Raw genomic sequence first — 15,173 nt, 5'->3', positions numbered from 1 at the left:
CCCCGCGCCCCAGGCGAGCGCCGCCCCGAGCGGCACCCCGATGCCCCAGTAGCCGGTGAGCGCGATCAGCATCGGCACCTTGGTGTCCTGCAGGCCGCGCAACGCCCCGAGCGCCACCGACTGCACCCCGTCCGAGATCGCGAACAGGGCCGAGAAGACCAAGAAGCCGGCCGCCACCGGAAACACGCTCGCTGCGCCCGGCGCCCCGGCGTCGAGGAACAGGCCGATCAGGGCGCGCGGGGCGACGAGCTGCACCACGGCGCAGGCCACCATGAAGCCGAAGCCGAGCCAGAGGGCGATGGCACCGGCCCGGCGCAGGGCCGCCCGATCGGCGGCGCCGTAGGCGCGGCCGACCCGCACCGTCGCCGCCTGCCCGATGCCGTTGGGCACCATGAAGCAGGTCGCCGCGATCTGGAGCGTGACCGCGTGGGCGGCGAGCGGCACCGTGCCGAAGGTGCCCATCGCCACCGTGGCCGCCTCGAACAGCCCGGCCTCGGCGATCCCCGCCACGCCCATCGGCAGGCCGATCCGCACCACGCGGGCGAGGCGCTCGGGATCGAGGCGCCAGAGACGGGCGAACATCCGGTGCCGGTGGAGGCTGCGGTCGAACCGGATCACCAGCACCAGGGCAGCGAGCGCCAGGAACTCGGTGATCACCGTGCCGAGCGCCACGCCGACGATGCCGAGCTGCGGCGGCCCGAAGGCGAGGAAGGCGCCGAGGCCGAGATTGAGCGGCAGCGCGGCGAGGCTCACCGCCAGCGGCGGTCCCGGCCGCTGGAGCGCGGCGAGCGCGCCCTTGAGCACCATGAAGGCGAGGGCCGGGATCATCCACCATTGCAGCACCCGCATGTAGCGGCCGGCATCCCGCGCCACCGCCGGCTCCTGCCGCAGCAGTTCGAGCAGTTCCTCGGTGAACCAGAGCACCGGCATCAGCGCGAGGGTCACGAGGAAGCCGACCCACAGGCCCGCCCGGACCGTGCGCCGCACCTCGCCGGCCCGCTCCACGCCCGCCTCGCGTCCGACCGACTCGGCGACGAGGGGCGCCACCGAGGAGGTGAGGCCGATGCCGCCGATGAACAGCAGCAGGTAGAGGCTGGTGGCGAGCGCGCCCGCCGCGATGGGCTCGGCACCGAGCCGGCCGAGCAGCACCGTGTTCGAAGCCACCAAGCCGTGCTGGGCGAGGTTGATCAGGACGAGCGGGCCGGAAAGCCGCAGCGTCGCGCGCAGCTCGTCGAGCCAGGGCGAGGCCGGTGGCCGGCCGAGGCCGCTGGCCGCGAGGCTCGGTGAAGACGTCACGTCGTCCGCTCCGTTCGTTCGCTCACGAGGCCGGAGCCGGCGCCCGATCCCCCAGGAAGCCGCCGGACTGGCGCCGCCACAGGTCGGCGTAGAGGCCGCCCCGGCGGATCAGCTCGGCATGGGTGCCCTCCTCCACGATCCGGCCGCGATCGATCACGATCAGCCGGTCGAGGGCCGCGATGGTCGAGAGCCGGTGGGCGATAGCGAGCACGGTCTTGTCGCCCATCAGCGTGTCGAGCGCCTCCTGGATCGCCGCCTCGACCTGGCTGTCGAGCGCGCTCGTCGCCTCGTCGAGGATCAGGATCGGCGCGTCCTTGAGGATGACGCGGGCGATCGCGATGCGCTGGCGCTGACCGCCGGAGAGCTTCACCCCGCGCTCGCCGACATGGGCGTCGTAGCCGCGCCGGCCCTTGTGGTCCACGAGGTCGAGGATGAAGTCGTGGGCATGCGCCAGCCGCGCCGCCCGCTCGATCTCGGCGTCGGACGCGTCCGGGCGGCCGTAGCCGATGTTGTCGCGGATCGAGCGGTGCAGGAGCGAGGTGTCCTGGCTCACCATGGCGATGGCGCCGCGCAGGGAATCCTGCGTCACCCCGGCGATGTCCTGGCCGTCGATCAGGATGCGCCCGCCCTCGACGTCGTGCAGGCGCAGGAGCAGCGCGGTGATGGTGCTCTTGCCGGCGCCGCTCACGCCGACGAGCCCGACCTTCTCACCCGGACGGATGTGGAAGGAGAGGTCCTCGATGATGCTGGCGTCGCCCCGCCCGTAATGGAAGTCCACGTTCTCGAAGCGGATGTCGCCGCCGGTGACGTGCAGCGTCCGCGCGTCCCGCGCGTCGGTGAGCGCGTGCGGACGGGCGATCGTCTGCATGCTCTCCTGGATCACGCCGACATTCTCGAACACGCCGCGCACGGTCTGCATCACCCAGCCCGACATCGCCATGAGCCGAAGGACCAGCGCGAGGCCGGCCGAGGCCTCGCCGGTCGTCATCGCGCCACGCTGCCACAGGGCGAAGCAGACGGCGGCCGTGGCGAAGAGGAGCAGGCTGTTGAGGCCGCCGAGCAGGCTCGTCGTCAGCGTGGTGAGCCGGAACTGGTGCAGATAGGCCTTCGTGTGGGTGTCGACCGCGTCGCGCACGGCGGCGCGCTCCTCGCGGTCGCGGGCGAACAGCTTGACGGTGAGGATGTTGGTGTAGCTGTCGACCACCCGGCCGATCAGCGTCGAGCGGGTCTCGGCGGTCAGATGCGAGCGCTTGCGGGCGCGCGGCACGAACCACGCCGTCAGGCCGGCATAGGCCGCGACCCAGACCACGACGGGAAGCGCCAGCCACGCCGAGATCGAGGAGAACAGCCCGATCGCGGTGACCGCGTAGATCGCGACGTAGAGCAGCGTGTCGATGAAAACGACGGCGAGTTCGCGCACCGCCGGCCCGACCTGAACGGTGCGGTTGGCGAGCCGCCCGGCGAAATCCGCCTGGAAGTACGAGAGCGAGTGGCCGAGCGTGTAGAGATGCGTGCGCCAGCGGATCTGGTTCGTCGATTGCGGCACGACCAGCTGGTTCGAGACCACTTCGTGCAGCCAGATCGTGAACGGGCGCACCACGAGGAGGAGCAGCGCGGCGAGCGTCAGCGGCACGGCGTTGTCGCCGATCACGGTGGTGCGGTCGGCCGCGTTCATCAGGTCGATGAACCAGCGCATCAGGAGATAGAGCGACGCCTCGATGCCGCCGGCCACCACCGCGATGACGAACAGCACCATGAGCGCGGAACGGATCGGCCGCAGGTAGAAGCCCGCGAAGCCCAGCACGGTCTTCGGCGGCATGCGCCGGTCGTCGAAGGGCGCGAACGGATCGATGCGGCGCTCGAGCCAATCGAGGAACATGATTGTGCGGGACCGAGTGAGGAACGAGAGGCTCAGGTAAGCCTCCTTGACGCCGGGCCAACCCTGCGCCCATGCCGCAGGCAAGACCCTGCCCCGCCCCTGCCCCGCCCCACCGATGCTTCGCCTCGCCCTCTATCAGCCGGACATCCCGCAGAACACGGGCACCATGCTGCGCATGGCGGCCTGCCTCGGGGTCGCGGTGGAGATCATCGAGCCGGCGGGCTTCGACGTGTCCGACCGGAACCTGCGCCGCTCGGGGATGGACTATCTCGACCACGTGGCGATCACCCGGCACCGGTCGTGGGACGCGTTCCAGGCGTGGCGGGAGGAGGCGGGCCTGCGCCTCGTGCTCGCCACGACCGCCGGCTCGGTGCCCTACACGCGGCACGCCTTCCGCGCCGGCGACTGCGTGCTGATGGGGCGTGAATCGGCCGGCGTGCCGGAGGCGGTCCACGCCGCGGCCGATGCCCGCGTGGTGGTGCCGATCCGGCCGGGCCTGCGCTCGCTCAACGTCGCGGTCTGCGCCGCGATGATCCTGGGGGAGGCGATCCGGCAGGTCGGATGAGGGTTCCGCGATCGGCGGAGGCCGGCGCCGGGATCAGCAGGTTCGACCGACCGTCCCTCGACAGGCTTTCCCGTCCCGTGAACCGGGCAGCGGTTCAGTTCGAATGCACGGTCCTCTCGGACTGCCGTGTCCTCGGACGCTGCTGACGGTGGGCCGCGTCGAGACGCGCGACGGGGAGCGCCGCCTGATTCAGAGTGACCTTGACGTCGATGGTGAACACCACCGCTTCGCTCGTATCGCTCGCCACGAGCTGCCACGTCTCGTCGAATCCGACGGACGCGCCGGCCTCCCTCAAGAGTTCCCCAGCATAACGGATGGCGGCGCGGCGCGCCGCGTCGAGATCCGGCAGCTCCGTTCCCTCTTCATCCCATAGCTCTACATCGTCGTTGGTGTTGAAGAAGAACCTGGGCATCTGTGGCTCCTGAAAACCGTCACTCCAGCGCGCAATCGAGGCCCTTGCGGCAGCAGGATCGTCGAACCTGCATGTTTAGATTTGGCCCCGCCGGAATGGCCTATTCGATAGTCAATGTGCCTGTCAATCGCCTAAAATATCTTTAAATTGCTGTATTCGTAAAAATAACAACGTTTCGCATTCATGATATTCCCGTCATTCTACTTTGCGTAGCATGTCACGTCGTGTTTCACTGGGAGTACATCCGAACCGGCGCCGGTAGCGTTGGGCGAAATCACTCATGTGAGCAAAGCCCCACCTGCGACTCAGCTCCGCGATCGAAGTGTCCCTGTGCATCTCGCTGCAGAGGTCGCGATGAACCCGCTGCAGACGACGCTCGATGATGAATTCGACCGGCGTCATGCTCAGTTCACGCTTGAAGGACATCTGCAACATGCGAACACTCACGCCCGCGACGGCCGCGACATCGGCCAATCGGAACGGCGTCGCGAGATGCGCCTCGATGTAATCGACCGCGCAACGGACATGCGCAGCGGTGAGACTACCGGTTGAAGGCACCTCGGCGACCGGTGCCCGCGGCCACACGCTCAACAGCTGATATGAAACGATCTCTTCAAGCAGCGGAAAAAACAGGTCGTCGGCCGTGCGCACGTCGCGCAGCCGGATCTGCATCTGCTCCAGCGACAGGAGGAGCGCGCGCATTCCCAGATTGTCGATCGACGTGAGCGGCTCCAGGACGGGAAGCGGACGATCCGGCTTGCGCTCCAGAGCGTGGTAGCTCGCCAGAAGGGACGCGCGGGCGATCGTGCTGCTGATGGCCGAGAAGCCCGCCGAGGCCTCTCCGTTTCGCATATCTTCCAATGCGCTGAATGTCGCGTAGCCCTGCGTCGCGATCTGCTCGCCGCGCCAGTTTCGGCGGATCATCCGGCCATTGGTGACGAACCGGATGGTGAACAGATCGGCTTCCAGCGTCGGGACCGTCAGGAAGCCCGTGGCCGAATGCGTGCGCCAGAGGCTCATGCTCCGGCTCTGTCCGCCCTCCACCTGGACCAGCGGCGATACGCGGGACACCGGGTAGAAGTTGACCGCAAGACCTCCGCCGTCGTTCAGGCGTTCGAGCTCTTGGACGGACTGCAGTCGATGCGCGAAGAACCGCTGCGGCCGCCAGATCGACCCCGAGCCCTGCGTCTCGGGTGGCCGGCTATTGGTATGCGACATCGAAGGTCACGCGGCGAACGGACGTTTGCTTCAGCGCCACCCATCAACATTCAAAATTGAATGCAAAATTATGGTCGCTGTGCAGTTACGTTGATCGGTTGCCAGCTATAACGATAAAATCCCGCGGCAAGAAGCACGGTACCTTGTTTGGGATGCAACGGCCGAAGAATTGCCAGTCTTTGGTCAGTCTCGCTGCGCGGTCGGCAGCTTGAAATTCGTCGAACGACATGTGCGCCCATCTGAGGTTTGATCCGCCTGTCATGGGGCGGGCGCCCGGGCGAATGCGCCCGGTGCGCGCCCACACCGGATGCGGGCTTTCGGACACCAAAGACGCATCCGAGGCGTGTATTCCCTTGAAAACACCAGATCGGTGTTTTACGTTGGCTTCGTGCCCAGATCAGGAATCCTTCCCTCCCGTCTGACCTACCGGCTTCTGCCCGAGCCGGCGGATCTCGACGCGGTCCGTGCCCTGCTCGCCGCCTACCGGCGGATGCTCGTCATCCTCGACGGGATCCGCCGGGACCACGGGCTGCGGGCCAACGTCGTCGCCCTGATCGAGCACGGGTATCAGCGCGTGCGGGACGAGACCGGGTTGCCGGCCCGCCTCGTCACGCTCGGCATCCGCGATTTCGCGCAGCAGATCGCCGGCCTCGACCCCGATTCCGTCACGTCGATGCCGCTCGATGACAAGCTGTTCAGCGTGAAGGGCGCCTCGGAGATCGCCCTCACCACGCTCTGCGGCCGGCGCACGATGCCCTACCGCGTCGAGGGCTACGACGGCCCCTGGCGCGAAATCTCCAGTGCCCGCCTCACCCTCGCGGGCGACACGCTCACCATCCAGGTGGGCGTCTCCGTCACGGCACCGAAGGAGGAGACCCGCATGCCCGAGAACATCCTGACCCGCGTCGGCCGGATCATCGGCGGCCTGTCCAACGCCGCCCTCGACGCGGTGGAGGACCGCAACGGCCTCGCAATTGCCGAGCAGGCGCTGCGCGAGATCGATGCCGTGATCCACGAGGCGCGGCTCGACCTCGGCAAGATCAAGGCGGAGGAGCACCGCCTCACCGCCCGCCGCGGCCAGCTCGACGGGGAGCGCACGGCGCTGCCGGAGAAGCTGTCGCTCGCGCTCGCGAACGGGCGCGAGGACCTGGCCCGGGCCGGGATCGCCCGGCAGCTCGACCTGGAGAGCCAGATCGAGGCGATCGATTCGAGCCTCGCGGACGTGGCCGAGCGCCATGAGGCGGCGTCGAAGGCGATGCAGGCGGCCAACGCCGCCCGGCGCGACGCCGAGCACCGGATCGCGCTGCTGCGGCAGCCGCCGGCGAAGGCGGCCGACCCGCTCGACGGCTACGGCCGCGAGGAGGCCACGCGCACGCGCCAGCTCGAACAATCGCTGCGGGCGATCGACCGGGTGACCGGCACCGCCTCGGCGGTCGCCGACCCGTCGGTCGAGGAACTGGACCGGCTGCACCGCGACGACGCCATCGAGCGGCGGCTCGCCGCGCTGAAGCAGGGGCGCCCTTCGTGAGCGCAGCGATCGGCCCCCTCGTCGGCCCCGCCCTGTTCCCCTTCACCCTGGCGGCGGCGGTGATGGCCGGCCTCGTCGCAATGGAGGCCTTGTCCCTCCTCGTCGGGCATTCCCTGTCGGGGCTGGTGGACGGCGCCTTCGGTCACGAGGCGGGGGTCGGCGGCGATCTCGCCACCGCGGCGGATGCGGACGGCCCATTCTCGCCCGCGGCGCTGATGTCGTGGATCAATCTCGGCCGGGTGCCCTTCCTGATCCTGCTGATCCTGGCGCTGGCCGTCTTCGCGCTGGCGGGCTTCGTCGTGCAGGGGCTCGCCACCGCCCTCGTCGCGCCCCTGCCCGTCCTCCTGGCGGTTCCGATCGCCGCCGCGGCGACGCTGCCGGCCCTGCGCGTCTCGACCAGAGCCATCGCCCGGCTGATCCCGCGGGACGAGAGCTACGCCGTCACCGCCGACGACCTGGTCGGCGCCACCGCCGAGGTCACCCTCGGCCCGCTGGATCACGGTCTGCCGGGTCAGGTCCGGGCCGTGGATCGCCACGGCAACACCCACTTCCTGCGCGCCCGCGCCGCCCCCGACGCGCCGGCGATGGAAACCGGCGCCCGCGTCCTCCTCGTGGACCGGGCCGAGGCGGTCTACGTCGCGGTCCCCGCCACGCCGGACCTCTGATCGCTCGTCTTCCCCCAGCCGACCCGCAAGCCGAAAGGATCGCTCTCCATGGACATGGTCAGTTCCGGCATCGTCAACCTGCTGGTGATCGCCGGCATCATCGTCGTGGCCGTGCTCGGCATCGGCTTCGTGTTCAGCCGGCTCTACCGGCGCACGACGCGGGACACCGCCTTCGTCCGGACGGGGCTCGGCGGGCGCAAGGTCGTGGTCGATGGCGGCGCGGTGCTGCTGCCGGTGTTCCACTCCATCGCCATGGTGAACCTCAACACCCTGCGCCTCGAAGTGAAGCGCTCCGGCAACGAGTCGCTCATCACCAAGGACCGGCTGCGGGCCGACATCACGGTCGAGTTCTACGTGCGCGTCGAGCCCAAGGAGGAATCGATCGCGCTGGCCGCCCAGACGCTGGGCGAACGCACCAACGACGCGATGCTGCTGCGCGAGCTGATCGAGGCGAAGTTCGTCGACGCCCTGCGGGCGGTCGCCGCCGGCATGACCCTGCCCGACCTTCAGGAGAAGCGCGCCGACTTCGTGAAGGGCGTGCAGGAGGCGGTCTCGGGCGACCTGCGCCACAACGGCCTCGAACTCGAATCCGCCTCGCTGACGCGGCTCGACCAGACCTCGATCGAGCATTTCAACCCGGACAATTCCTTCGACGCGGAAGGTCTGGCCCGGCTCAAGGAGATCACCGAGCAGCGCCGCAAGGAGCGCAACGCCACGGTGCGCGACGCCGAGGTCGCCGTGGCCGAGAAGGACCGCGAGACCGCGCTCAAGCAGCTGGAGATCCAGCGCGCCACCCGGGAGGCGGAACTCGCCCAGGAGCGCGACATCGCCAACAAGACCGCCGAGACCCGCGCCGAGACCGCACAGGCCGAGCAGCGCGCCCAGCAGAGCGAGGAGACGGCGCGGATCGAGCGCGAGCAGGCGGTGCGCCAGCGCGAGGCCGAGGCGCGCAAGAACTCGGAGGGCGCGCGGATCGAGGCGGATCTCGCCATCGCCCAGCGCAACGCGGAGGCCGAGCGCGAGCGCCAGCTCGTGCTGCAGGACAACGCCATCAAGATCGCCGAGCGCTCGCAGAAGGAATCGGAGGCGCGCGCCGCCGCCAAGGCCGCCGAGGCCCTGGCCGTCGCGGCGGAAGAGCGGGTCGCGACCGCCAAAGCCAAGGAGATCGCTGAGCGCGAGCGCGAGATCGCGGTCATCGCCGCCAAGCGCGAGGCGGAGCGGGAGGCGACCGGCGTCACCGTCACGGCGGAGGCCGAGCGGCGCGCGGCGGAGGACCGCGCCAACGCCATCACGACGCTGGCCGAGGCCGAGGCGACCGCCGCCGCCTCGAAGGCGGAGGCCATCGCCAAGCTCGGCCAGGCCGAGGCCGAGCGCGAGCGGATGATGAACGAGGCCCGCAACGCCCTCTCGGCGGAGGCGCGCGCCTACGAGACGGGCCTGAAGCGCCTCGGCATCATCCCGGACGCCCTGCGCGAGAGCATGCGGGCGGTGGAGAAGATCGATTCGATCCGCATCTTCGACGCGGGCGGGATGATGGGCGGCGGCAACGGCGTGTCCGCGAGCTTCGGCGACAGCCTGTCGGGCCACCTCCTGCGCTACCAGTACAACAGCCCGATCCTCGGTGCGATCCTGAACGAGGCGGGCTTCTCCGAGGGCAAGGGCAGCCTCGACGCCCTGGTCGGCGGCCTGCGCGACGGGGCGGCGAAGCCCGTTGCCGACGGGCACGCGAATGGGGGCGCTGGCGTCTGAGGCCGGCCGCGCGTCGTGAATCCGAAACCGCACCCCTCCCCGGCCGCGCCGCGAATTGACGGATCGCGGCCCGGGTGGGAAAGCCTGGGGCCATGAGCGACGCGACCGCCTCCCGGAATCCCGCCCCCCTGCCCTCGCCCGACGACCTCGCCGCGCTGAAGAGCGAGGCTCAGGCCTGGTTCGCCACCCTGCGCGACCGGATCGTCGCCGCGCTGGAAACGCTGGAGGCGGAGGCCGAAGGCCCGTTCCACCCGGACGCGCCGGCAGAGGCCAAAACGTTCGAGAAGACGCCGTGGCAGCGCACGGACCATAGCGGCGCGCCGGGCGGCGGCGGCGTCATGGCGATGCTGAAGGGCCGGGTGTTCGAGAAGGCCGGCGTCCACGTCTCGACCGTGCACGGCGAGTTCGCGCCGGAATTCCGGGCGCAGATGCCGGGCGCGGCGGAGGATCCGCGCTTCTTCGCGACCGGCATCTCGCTGATCGTCCATCCCTGGAACCCGAACGTGCCGACGGTGCACATGAACACCCGCTTCGTCGTGACCACGAAGGCGTGGTTCGGCGGCGGCGCCGACCTCACCCCCGTGCTCGACCGGCGCCGGACGCAGGACGACGCCGACACGCAGTTCTTCCACGCCTGCCTGCGCGAGGCCTGCGAGGCGCACGCGCCGGCCGTGAACTACGAAAAATACAAGGCGTGGTGCGACGAGTATTTCCACCTCAAGCACCGCAACGAGCCCCGCGGCATCGGCGGCATCTTCTACGACTATCACTGGACCGGCGAGCCGCAGGCCGATCTCGCCTATACCCGCGACGTCGGCGAGGCCTTCCTGAAGGCGTATCCGGAGATCGTCCGGCGCAACCTCGGGCAGGCTTGGAGCGAGGCCGACCGGGAGGAGCAGCAGGTGCGGCGCGGGCGCTACGTCGAGTTCAACCTGCTCTACGACCGCGGCACCATCTTCGGCCTGAAGACCGGCGGCAACGTCGCCTCGATCCTGTCCTCGCTGCCGCCGACCGTGCGCTGGCCGTAGAACCCTCGCCCGCGAGACCCATGGCCGAGTCCGTTCCCACCCAGTTCGCCCCGCAGCAGGACGCGGCTCTGAAAGCCATCGCCCGCTGGCGCAAGGAGGGCGGCTCCCAGGTCTTCCGCCTGTTCGGCTATGCCGGCACCGGCAAGACCACGCTCGCCCGCCGTATCGCCGACGACGTCGACGGCCCGGTCGTCTTCGGCGCCTTCACCGGCAAGGCGGCCTCGGTCATGCGCCAGAAGGGCTGCTTTGAGGCGGCGACGATCCACTCGCTGATCTACCGCAGCAAGGAGGGCGACGAGGGCGGCCCGACCTTCACCCTCAACCGCTCCGGCCCGGCGGCCAAGGCCGACCTCATCGTCATCGACGAGTGCTCGATGGTCGATGCCGATCTCGGCCACGACCTCCTCTCCTTCGACAAGCCGGTGCTGGTGCTGGGCGACCCCGCGCAGTTGCCGCCCGTGCGCGGTGGCGGCTTCTTCACGGAAGCCGAGCCCGACGTGATGCTCACCGACGTCCACCGGCAGGCCGCCGACGACCCGATCGTGCGCATGGCGATGACCATCCGCGAGGGCGGCCGGCTGGAGGTCGGCGAATACGGCGAGAGCCGCGTCATCCGCCGCCGCGACATCGACCCGGCCCAGGTGCTCGACTGCGACCAGGTGCTGGTCGGCCTCAACCGCACCCGGCGGCTCTACAACAACCGCCTGCGGGAACTGGCCGGCCACACCGACCCGATGCCGTCGGTCGGCGAGAAGCTGGTCTGCCTGAGGAACGACCGCACCAAGGGCCTGCTCAACGGCTCGACCTGGACGGTGCAGGCGCTACGCGCGCCGCCCCGCCCCGACACGATCCGCCTCGACGTGGTGCCGGAGGACGACCCGGCGGTGCGTCGCCGCGCGGTCGACATCAAGGTGCTGCGGCAGGTGATCGAGGGTTCGGAGGAAGAGATCCCGCTGTTCCTGCGCCGCGAGACCGACGAGTTCACCTACGGCTACGCGCTGACCGTGCACAAGGCGCAGGGCTCGCAGTGGGACAAGGTGGTGCTGTTCGACGAGTCCTACGCCTTCCGCGAGCACCGCGCCCGCTGGCTCTATACCGGCCTGACCCGGGCGGCGCAGGCGATCACCGTGGTGGTGTGATCGGGGTCATGCGGAGATTGCAGCGTCTATTCTCCGCGTGATATGCGGAGAATGTGACTTACATCTACGATCGCCCGGATTGGCCGCGCTTCCGTTGGGATGAGGCGGCTTTGGCCACGCGCTTGGCCGAGGTCCGTCACCATCAGGGTCGGTTGCTCGGCCGCATGGAGGCGCTGGGTTTCGAACTCGAGACCGAAGCCGTCTTCCAGACCCTCGTTCAGGATGCCCTGAAGACCAGCGAGATCGAGGGTGAGATCCTCGATCGCGAACAGGTCCGCTCGTCGGTCGCACGGCGGCTCGGTCTCGACCGCGCCGGGATGGTGCCGGTCGAGCGCCCGGTCGAAGGGCTGGTCGCGATGCTGCTCGATGCGACGCAGGGACATGCGGCACCCCTGACGACGGAACGCCTGTTCCGCTGGCACGCGGGCCTCTTTCCGGAGGGCGGGCACGGGCGCAAGGCCTTCACGGTCGGCGGCTGGCGAACGGACGAGCTCAGCCCGATGCAGGTCGTCTCGGGCCCGATGGGCCGCGAGCGCGTCCATTTCCGTGCGCCGCCCGCCGAGCGGATCGACGCAGAAATGGCGGCCTTCCTGACGTGGTTCGAGGCGCCCGACACGAAGACCGATCCGGTGCTCAAGGCAGCCGTGGCGCATATCTGGTTCGTGACGATCCACCCTTTCGACGACGGCAACGGCCGGATCGCCCGCGCCATCGCCGATCTCGCACTGGCCCGTTCAGAGGGAACGGGGCAGCGCTTCTACAGCATGTCGTCGCGGCTACGGGTCGAGCGAAGCGAGTATTACGCGACCCTCGAGGCGACCCAGAAGGGCGACCTCGACATCACGGTCCGCCTGGCATGGTTTCTCGAGGTGCTCGACCAGGCGCTGAGCGATGCCGAGGCTGCGTTGGCGGCCGTGATCCACAAGGCGAAGGTGTGGGAGCACCTGGCGACCAGGACCATCAACGACCGTCAGCGTCTGATGATCAACCGCATCCTCGACGGCTTCCAGGGCAAGCTGACGACCACGAAATGGGCCAGGATCGCCAAGTGCTCGCAGGACACGGCCCTGCGCGACATCGAAGGGCTGATCGCGGCGGGCGTTCTCGTGAAGGAGCCGGGGGGCGGCCGCAGCACGAGCTACGCACTCGCCCTGTAGCCGCGTAGCAACCTCACCCCGCGGCCCGCGCCTCCACCGCCGCGAGCAGCGTGCAGAGCGCCACCGCCTCGGCCGCCTTGCGCACGGCGTCGAGCTTCGGGAAGGTCGGCGCGATCCGCAGGGTGCGGTCGTGCGGGTCCCGCCCGTAGGGATGCGTCGCGCCGGCCGGCGTCAGGGCGATGCCCGCCTCGCCCGCGAGCCGGACCACCTGCGAGGCGGTGCCGTCGGTGACGTCCAGGGTGACGAAGTAGCCGCCGAGCGGCCGGCTCCAGCGGGCGACGTCCCAGCCGTCGAGACGGGCGGCGAAGGCCTCCTCGACCGCCGCGAATTTCGGTCCGATCAGGGCGCGGTGCCGATCCATATGGGCCGCGATCCCGGCGGCGTCGCGCAGGAAGCGGACGTGGCGGAGTTGGTTGAGCTTGTCCGGGCCGATGCTGCGGCGCCCGGCCTGCGCGAGGTACCACTTCACGTTCGCGGGCGAGGCGGCGAGCATGGCGAAGCCGGCGCCGGCCAGTGTCACCTTCGATGTCGAGGCGAACACGATCGGCCGGTCGGGATGCCCGGCCTGCGTGCAGGCCTCCAGGATGTCGACGAGGGACGGCCGCGCCTCGGTGAGGTGATGCACCGCGTAGGCGTTGTCCCACAGGATGCGGAAGTCGGGCGCCGCCGCCTTCAGAGCCGCGAGCCGCCGCACGGTCTCGTCGGAATAGGTCTCGCCGCTCGGGTTCGAATATTGCGGCACGCACCAGATGCCCTTCACTGACGGGTCGGCGGCCTCGCGCTCGACCGCCGCCATGTCCGGCCCCTCCCCCGTCATCGGGATCGGGATCATGCGGATGCCGAAGCCCTCGCACAGGGCGAAGTGGCGGTCGTAGCCGGGCACGGGGCAGAGGATCGTGATCGGCTCCTGCTTCGACCACGGCCCTTCGCCACCGGGCACACCCTTCAGCAGGGCGTAGACGAGCACGTCGTGCATCAGCGCGAGGCTCGAATTGTTGGCGATCACGATCTGCTCCGGCGGCGCGCCGAGCACGGGGGCGAACAGGGCGCGGGCCTCGGGCAAGCCCTGCAGGTTACCGTAGTTGCGCGCGTCGGTGCCGTCCTCGGCTGTGGTGTCGCGGTTGCCGGGCAGCGCCAGCATCTCGGCGGCGAGGTCGAGTTGATCCGAGGCGGGCTTGCCGCGGGTCATGTCGAGCTTCAACCCCTGCGCTTTGAGGGTCTCGTACTCACCGCGCAGCTTGGAGCGCAGCTCCGCCAGGGCATCGGGCGACAGGGTGGACAGCGACGGCATGGAATTCCTCTTGGCGGTGCCGAGCGAGCGTTCGAGCGCGCCGCGTCGCGTCGGTCAAGACCGATCCGGCGAGAAGGCGTGCACCGCACCGAAGCCGCTCGGTCACACTGTGGCACATCGGCCACGAGCGGATCGACGGCGTCACCAAACTCCTAACGTTTCGTCTCGCGCAAGCTTGGCCTTAACGCGCCGTTAACCATTCTCGCCAAAAAGCTCAGACCGTCAAATGTTGGAGAAAGCGGCACGCGGGGAAGGTTGAGCAACAGCCAACACGCCCCTCGGACCAGCGACCGACAACATCCGACAACCCTTTAACAGTTCAATCGGCCAGAGCGACGCGCGAAGGACATTCGCACGGGACGCGATGACCTCGCACATCTTCGAGAACTGACGATGTACATCGTTGTCGACGAGCGGCAGAGCGTCACCGACCATTACGTTGCCGGCTTCGGTGCCGAGGGCGTGAAGGCGCGGGGACTCGCCGTCGGATCCATGAAGGGCTGGCTCGACGCCGCGCCGCGGATCGACGTCGAGGCGATCGACGGCTTCCTGATCGGCGACTTCGCCGACCGCGCCTCCTGCACCGTGGCGATCCGCTCGCTCAGCCGGGCGCCGATCATCGCCCTCAACGAGACCCGCTCCCTCGAGCAGACCCTGGCCCTGTTCACCGCCGGCATCGACGACGTGGTGCGCAAGCCGGTCCATGTCCGCGAGATCATCGCCCGGGCGAGCGCGATCCGGCGCCGGACCGGCCGCGGCGTCGAGCCGGCTCCGACCCCCGACAGGGCCGGCCGGCTCAAGGTCTACACGGACGGGCGCGATCCGGAGATCGACGGCACCTGCCTGCTCCTGCCCCGGCGCGAGCGGCACATCCTGGAATATCTCTCGAAGAACCGCGGCCGGCAGGTGACGAAGGGCCAGATCTTCACCGCGGTCTACGGCGACCTCGACACCAGCGTCGAGGAGAGCGTGGTGGAGGGCCACATCAGCAAGCTGCGCAAGAAGCTGCGGATGCGCCTCGGCTACGACCCGATCGAGGCCAAGCGGATGGCGGGTTACACCTTCGTCGGCTGAGCCGCGCGACGAACGGCAGGATCGGCTTCAAAAACCCTTGAACGCAGAAAGGGGGGGGGGGGGGGGGGGGGCAGGGGGGGGGGGGGGGGGGGTTTGGGGGGGGGGGGGGGGGGGCGGGGCGCCCATGCGGGGTGCCGGGGGCGGGGGGGCGCCCCGGCCCCCCCAAACGCGG

General features: G+C 69.6%; 13 protein-coding genes. 8 read left to right on the top strand and 5 right to left on the bottom strand.

What is annotated here, in order from left to right; translation table 11 throughout:
* Positions 1 to 1,296: MATE family efflux transporter (locus tag ABS772_RS19420; RefSeq protein WP_350396439.1), on the bottom strand; the 1,296-nt coding region annotated here is incomplete at its 3' end.
* Positions 1,297 to 1,318: 22 nt separating this feature from the next.
* Complete coding sequence (locus tag ABS772_RS19415; protein WP_350396438.1) at positions 1,319 to 3,175, bottom strand: ABC transporter ATP-binding protein; 1,857 nt, start codon at positions 3,173 to 3,175, stop codon at positions 1,319 to 1,321.
* A gap of 115 nt (positions 3,176 to 3,290) precedes the next feature.
* Between ABS772_RS19415 and ABS772_RS19410 the strand changes: the two genes are divergently transcribed.
* Positions 3,291 to 3,740, top strand: a complete 450-nt coding sequence (locus ABS772_RS19410) for a tRNA (cytidine(34)-2'-O)-methyltransferase (protein ID WP_350396437.1) — start codon at positions 3,291 to 3,293, stop codon at positions 3,738 to 3,740.
* 94 nt (positions 3,741 to 3,834) lie between these two features.
* Here ABS772_RS19410 and ABS772_RS19405 read toward each other — a convergent pair whose 3' ends face one another.
* Positions 3,835 to 4,152 carry a DUF6894 family protein gene (locus ABS772_RS19405; RefSeq protein ID WP_350396436.1) on the bottom strand — a complete coding sequence of 106 codons (318 nt, stop codon included), beginning with the start codon at positions 4,150 to 4,152 and terminating at the stop codon, positions 3,835 to 3,837.
* A 195-nt stretch (positions 4,153 to 4,347) separates the two neighbouring features.
* Positions 4,348 to 5,370 carry a helix-turn-helix transcriptional regulator gene (locus ABS772_RS19400; protein WP_238256240.1) on the bottom strand — a complete coding sequence of 341 codons (1,023 nt, stop codon included), beginning with the start codon at positions 5,368 to 5,370 and terminating at the stop codon, positions 4,348 to 4,350.
* Between the two features lie 388 nt (positions 5,371 to 5,758).
* On the opposite strand from ABS772_RS19400, the gene ABS772_RS19395 reads away from it, so the two are divergent.
* The 6 genes from ABS772_RS19395 to ABS772_RS19370 all read left to right on the top strand — a co-directional run bounded on the left by ABS772_RS19395 (position 5,759) and on the right by ABS772_RS19370 (position 12,636).
* A complete protein-coding gene (locus ABS772_RS19395; RefSeq protein ID WP_238256241.1) occupies positions 5,759 to 6,898 on the top strand; it encodes a PspA/IM30 family protein in 1,140 nt (379 codons plus the stop codon).
* The gene (locus ABS772_RS19390; protein WP_350396435.1) at positions 6,895 to 7,563 is read left to right on the top strand and encodes an OB-fold-containig protein; all 669 of its coding nucleotides are present in this window, start codon (positions 6,895 to 6,897) and stop codon (positions 7,561 to 7,563) included. The genes ABS772_RS19395 and ABS772_RS19390 overlap by 4 nt, the downstream gene beginning before the upstream one ends.
* 48 nt (positions 7,564 to 7,611) lie before the next feature.
* Positions 7,612 to 9,312: a flotillin family protein gene (locus ABS772_RS19385; protein WP_350396434.1), complete on the top strand. Its 1,701-nt coding sequence runs from the start codon at positions 7,612 to 7,614 to the stop codon at positions 9,310 to 9,312.
* Between the two features lie 92 nt (positions 9,313 to 9,404).
* Positions 9,405 to 10,340, top strand: coding sequence for an oxygen-dependent coproporphyrinogen oxidase (gene hemF, locus ABS772_RS19380; RefSeq protein WP_350396433.1), 936 nt, complete (start codon positions 9,405 to 9,407; stop codon positions 10,338 to 10,340).
* A 20-nt stretch (positions 10,341 to 10,360) separates the two neighbouring features.
* On the top strand, positions 10,361 to 11,479 hold the full coding sequence (locus ABS772_RS19375) for an ATP-dependent DNA helicase (RefSeq protein WP_350396432.1): 1,119 nt from the start codon (positions 10,361 to 10,363) through the stop codon (positions 11,477 to 11,479).
* A 53-nt stretch (positions 11,480 to 11,532) separates the two neighbouring features.
* Positions 11,533 to 12,636 carry a Fic family protein gene (locus ABS772_RS19370; protein WP_350396431.1) on the top strand — a complete coding sequence of 368 codons (1,104 nt, stop codon included), beginning with the start codon at positions 11,533 to 11,535 and terminating at the stop codon, positions 12,634 to 12,636.
* A gap of 13 nt (positions 12,637 to 12,649) precedes the next feature.
* Here ABS772_RS19370 and ABS772_RS19365 read toward each other — a convergent pair whose 3' ends face one another.
* Positions 12,650 to 13,927, bottom strand: a complete 1,278-nt coding sequence (locus ABS772_RS19365; protein ID WP_350396429.1) for an aminotransferase class I/II-fold pyridoxal phosphate-dependent enzyme — start codon at positions 13,925 to 13,927, stop codon at positions 12,650 to 12,652.
* Between the two features lie 393 nt (positions 13,928 to 14,320).
* On the opposite strand from ABS772_RS19365, the gene ABS772_RS19360 reads away from it, so the two are divergent.
* On the top strand, positions 14,321 to 15,001 hold the full coding sequence (locus ABS772_RS19360) for a response regulator transcription factor (protein ID WP_350396428.1): 681 nt from the start codon (positions 14,321 to 14,323) through the stop codon (positions 14,999 to 15,001).
* The last annotated feature ends 172 nt before the right edge of the window (positions 15,002 to 15,173 follow it).

The sequence above is a fragment of the Methylorubrum podarium genome (genome assembly GCF_040270385.1).
Taxonomy (GTDB): domain Bacteria; phylum Pseudomonadota; class Alphaproteobacteria; order Rhizobiales; family Beijerinckiaceae; genus Methylobacterium; species Methylobacterium podarium.
Note: the sequence above shows the minus strand (reverse complement) of the source record. Positions and strands in the feature narration are given on the sequence as shown.

Excerpts from the sequence above, each read along its gene's own strand:
- ABS772_RS19415 (WP_350396438.1), bottom strand. The coding sequence starts at position 3,175 with ATGTTCCTCGATTGGCTCGAGCGCCGCATCGATCCGTTCGCGCCCTTC.
- ABS772_RS19410 (WP_350396437.1), top strand. The coding sequence starts at position 3,291 with ATGCTTCGCCTCGCCCTCTATCAGCCGGACATCCCGCAGAACACGGGC.
- ABS772_RS19405 (WP_350396436.1), bottom strand. The coding sequence starts at position 4,152 with ATGCCCAGGTTCTTCTTCAACACCAACGACGATGTAGAGCTATGGGAT.
- ABS772_RS19400 (WP_238256240.1), bottom strand. The coding sequence starts at position 5,370 with ATGTCGCATACCAATAGCCGGCCACCCGAGACGCAGGGCTCGGGGTCG.
- ABS772_RS19385 (WP_350396434.1), top strand. The coding sequence starts at position 7,612 with ATGGACATGGTCAGTTCCGGCATCGTCAACCTGCTGGTGATCGCCGGC.
- hemF (WP_350396433.1), top strand. The coding sequence starts at position 9,405 with ATGAGCGACGCGACCGCCTCCCGGAATCCCGCCCCCCTGCCCTCGCCC.
- ABS772_RS19375 (WP_350396432.1), top strand. The coding sequence starts at position 10,361 with ATGGCCGAGTCCGTTCCCACCCAGTTCGCCCCGCAGCAGGACGCGGCT.
- ABS772_RS19365 (WP_350396429.1), bottom strand. The coding sequence starts at position 13,927 with ATGCCGTCGCTGTCCACCCTGTCGCCCGATGCCCTGGCGGAGCTGCGC.
- ABS772_RS19360 (WP_350396428.1), top strand. The coding sequence starts at position 14,321 with ATGTACATCGTTGTCGACGAGCGGCAGAGCGTCACCGACCATTACGTT.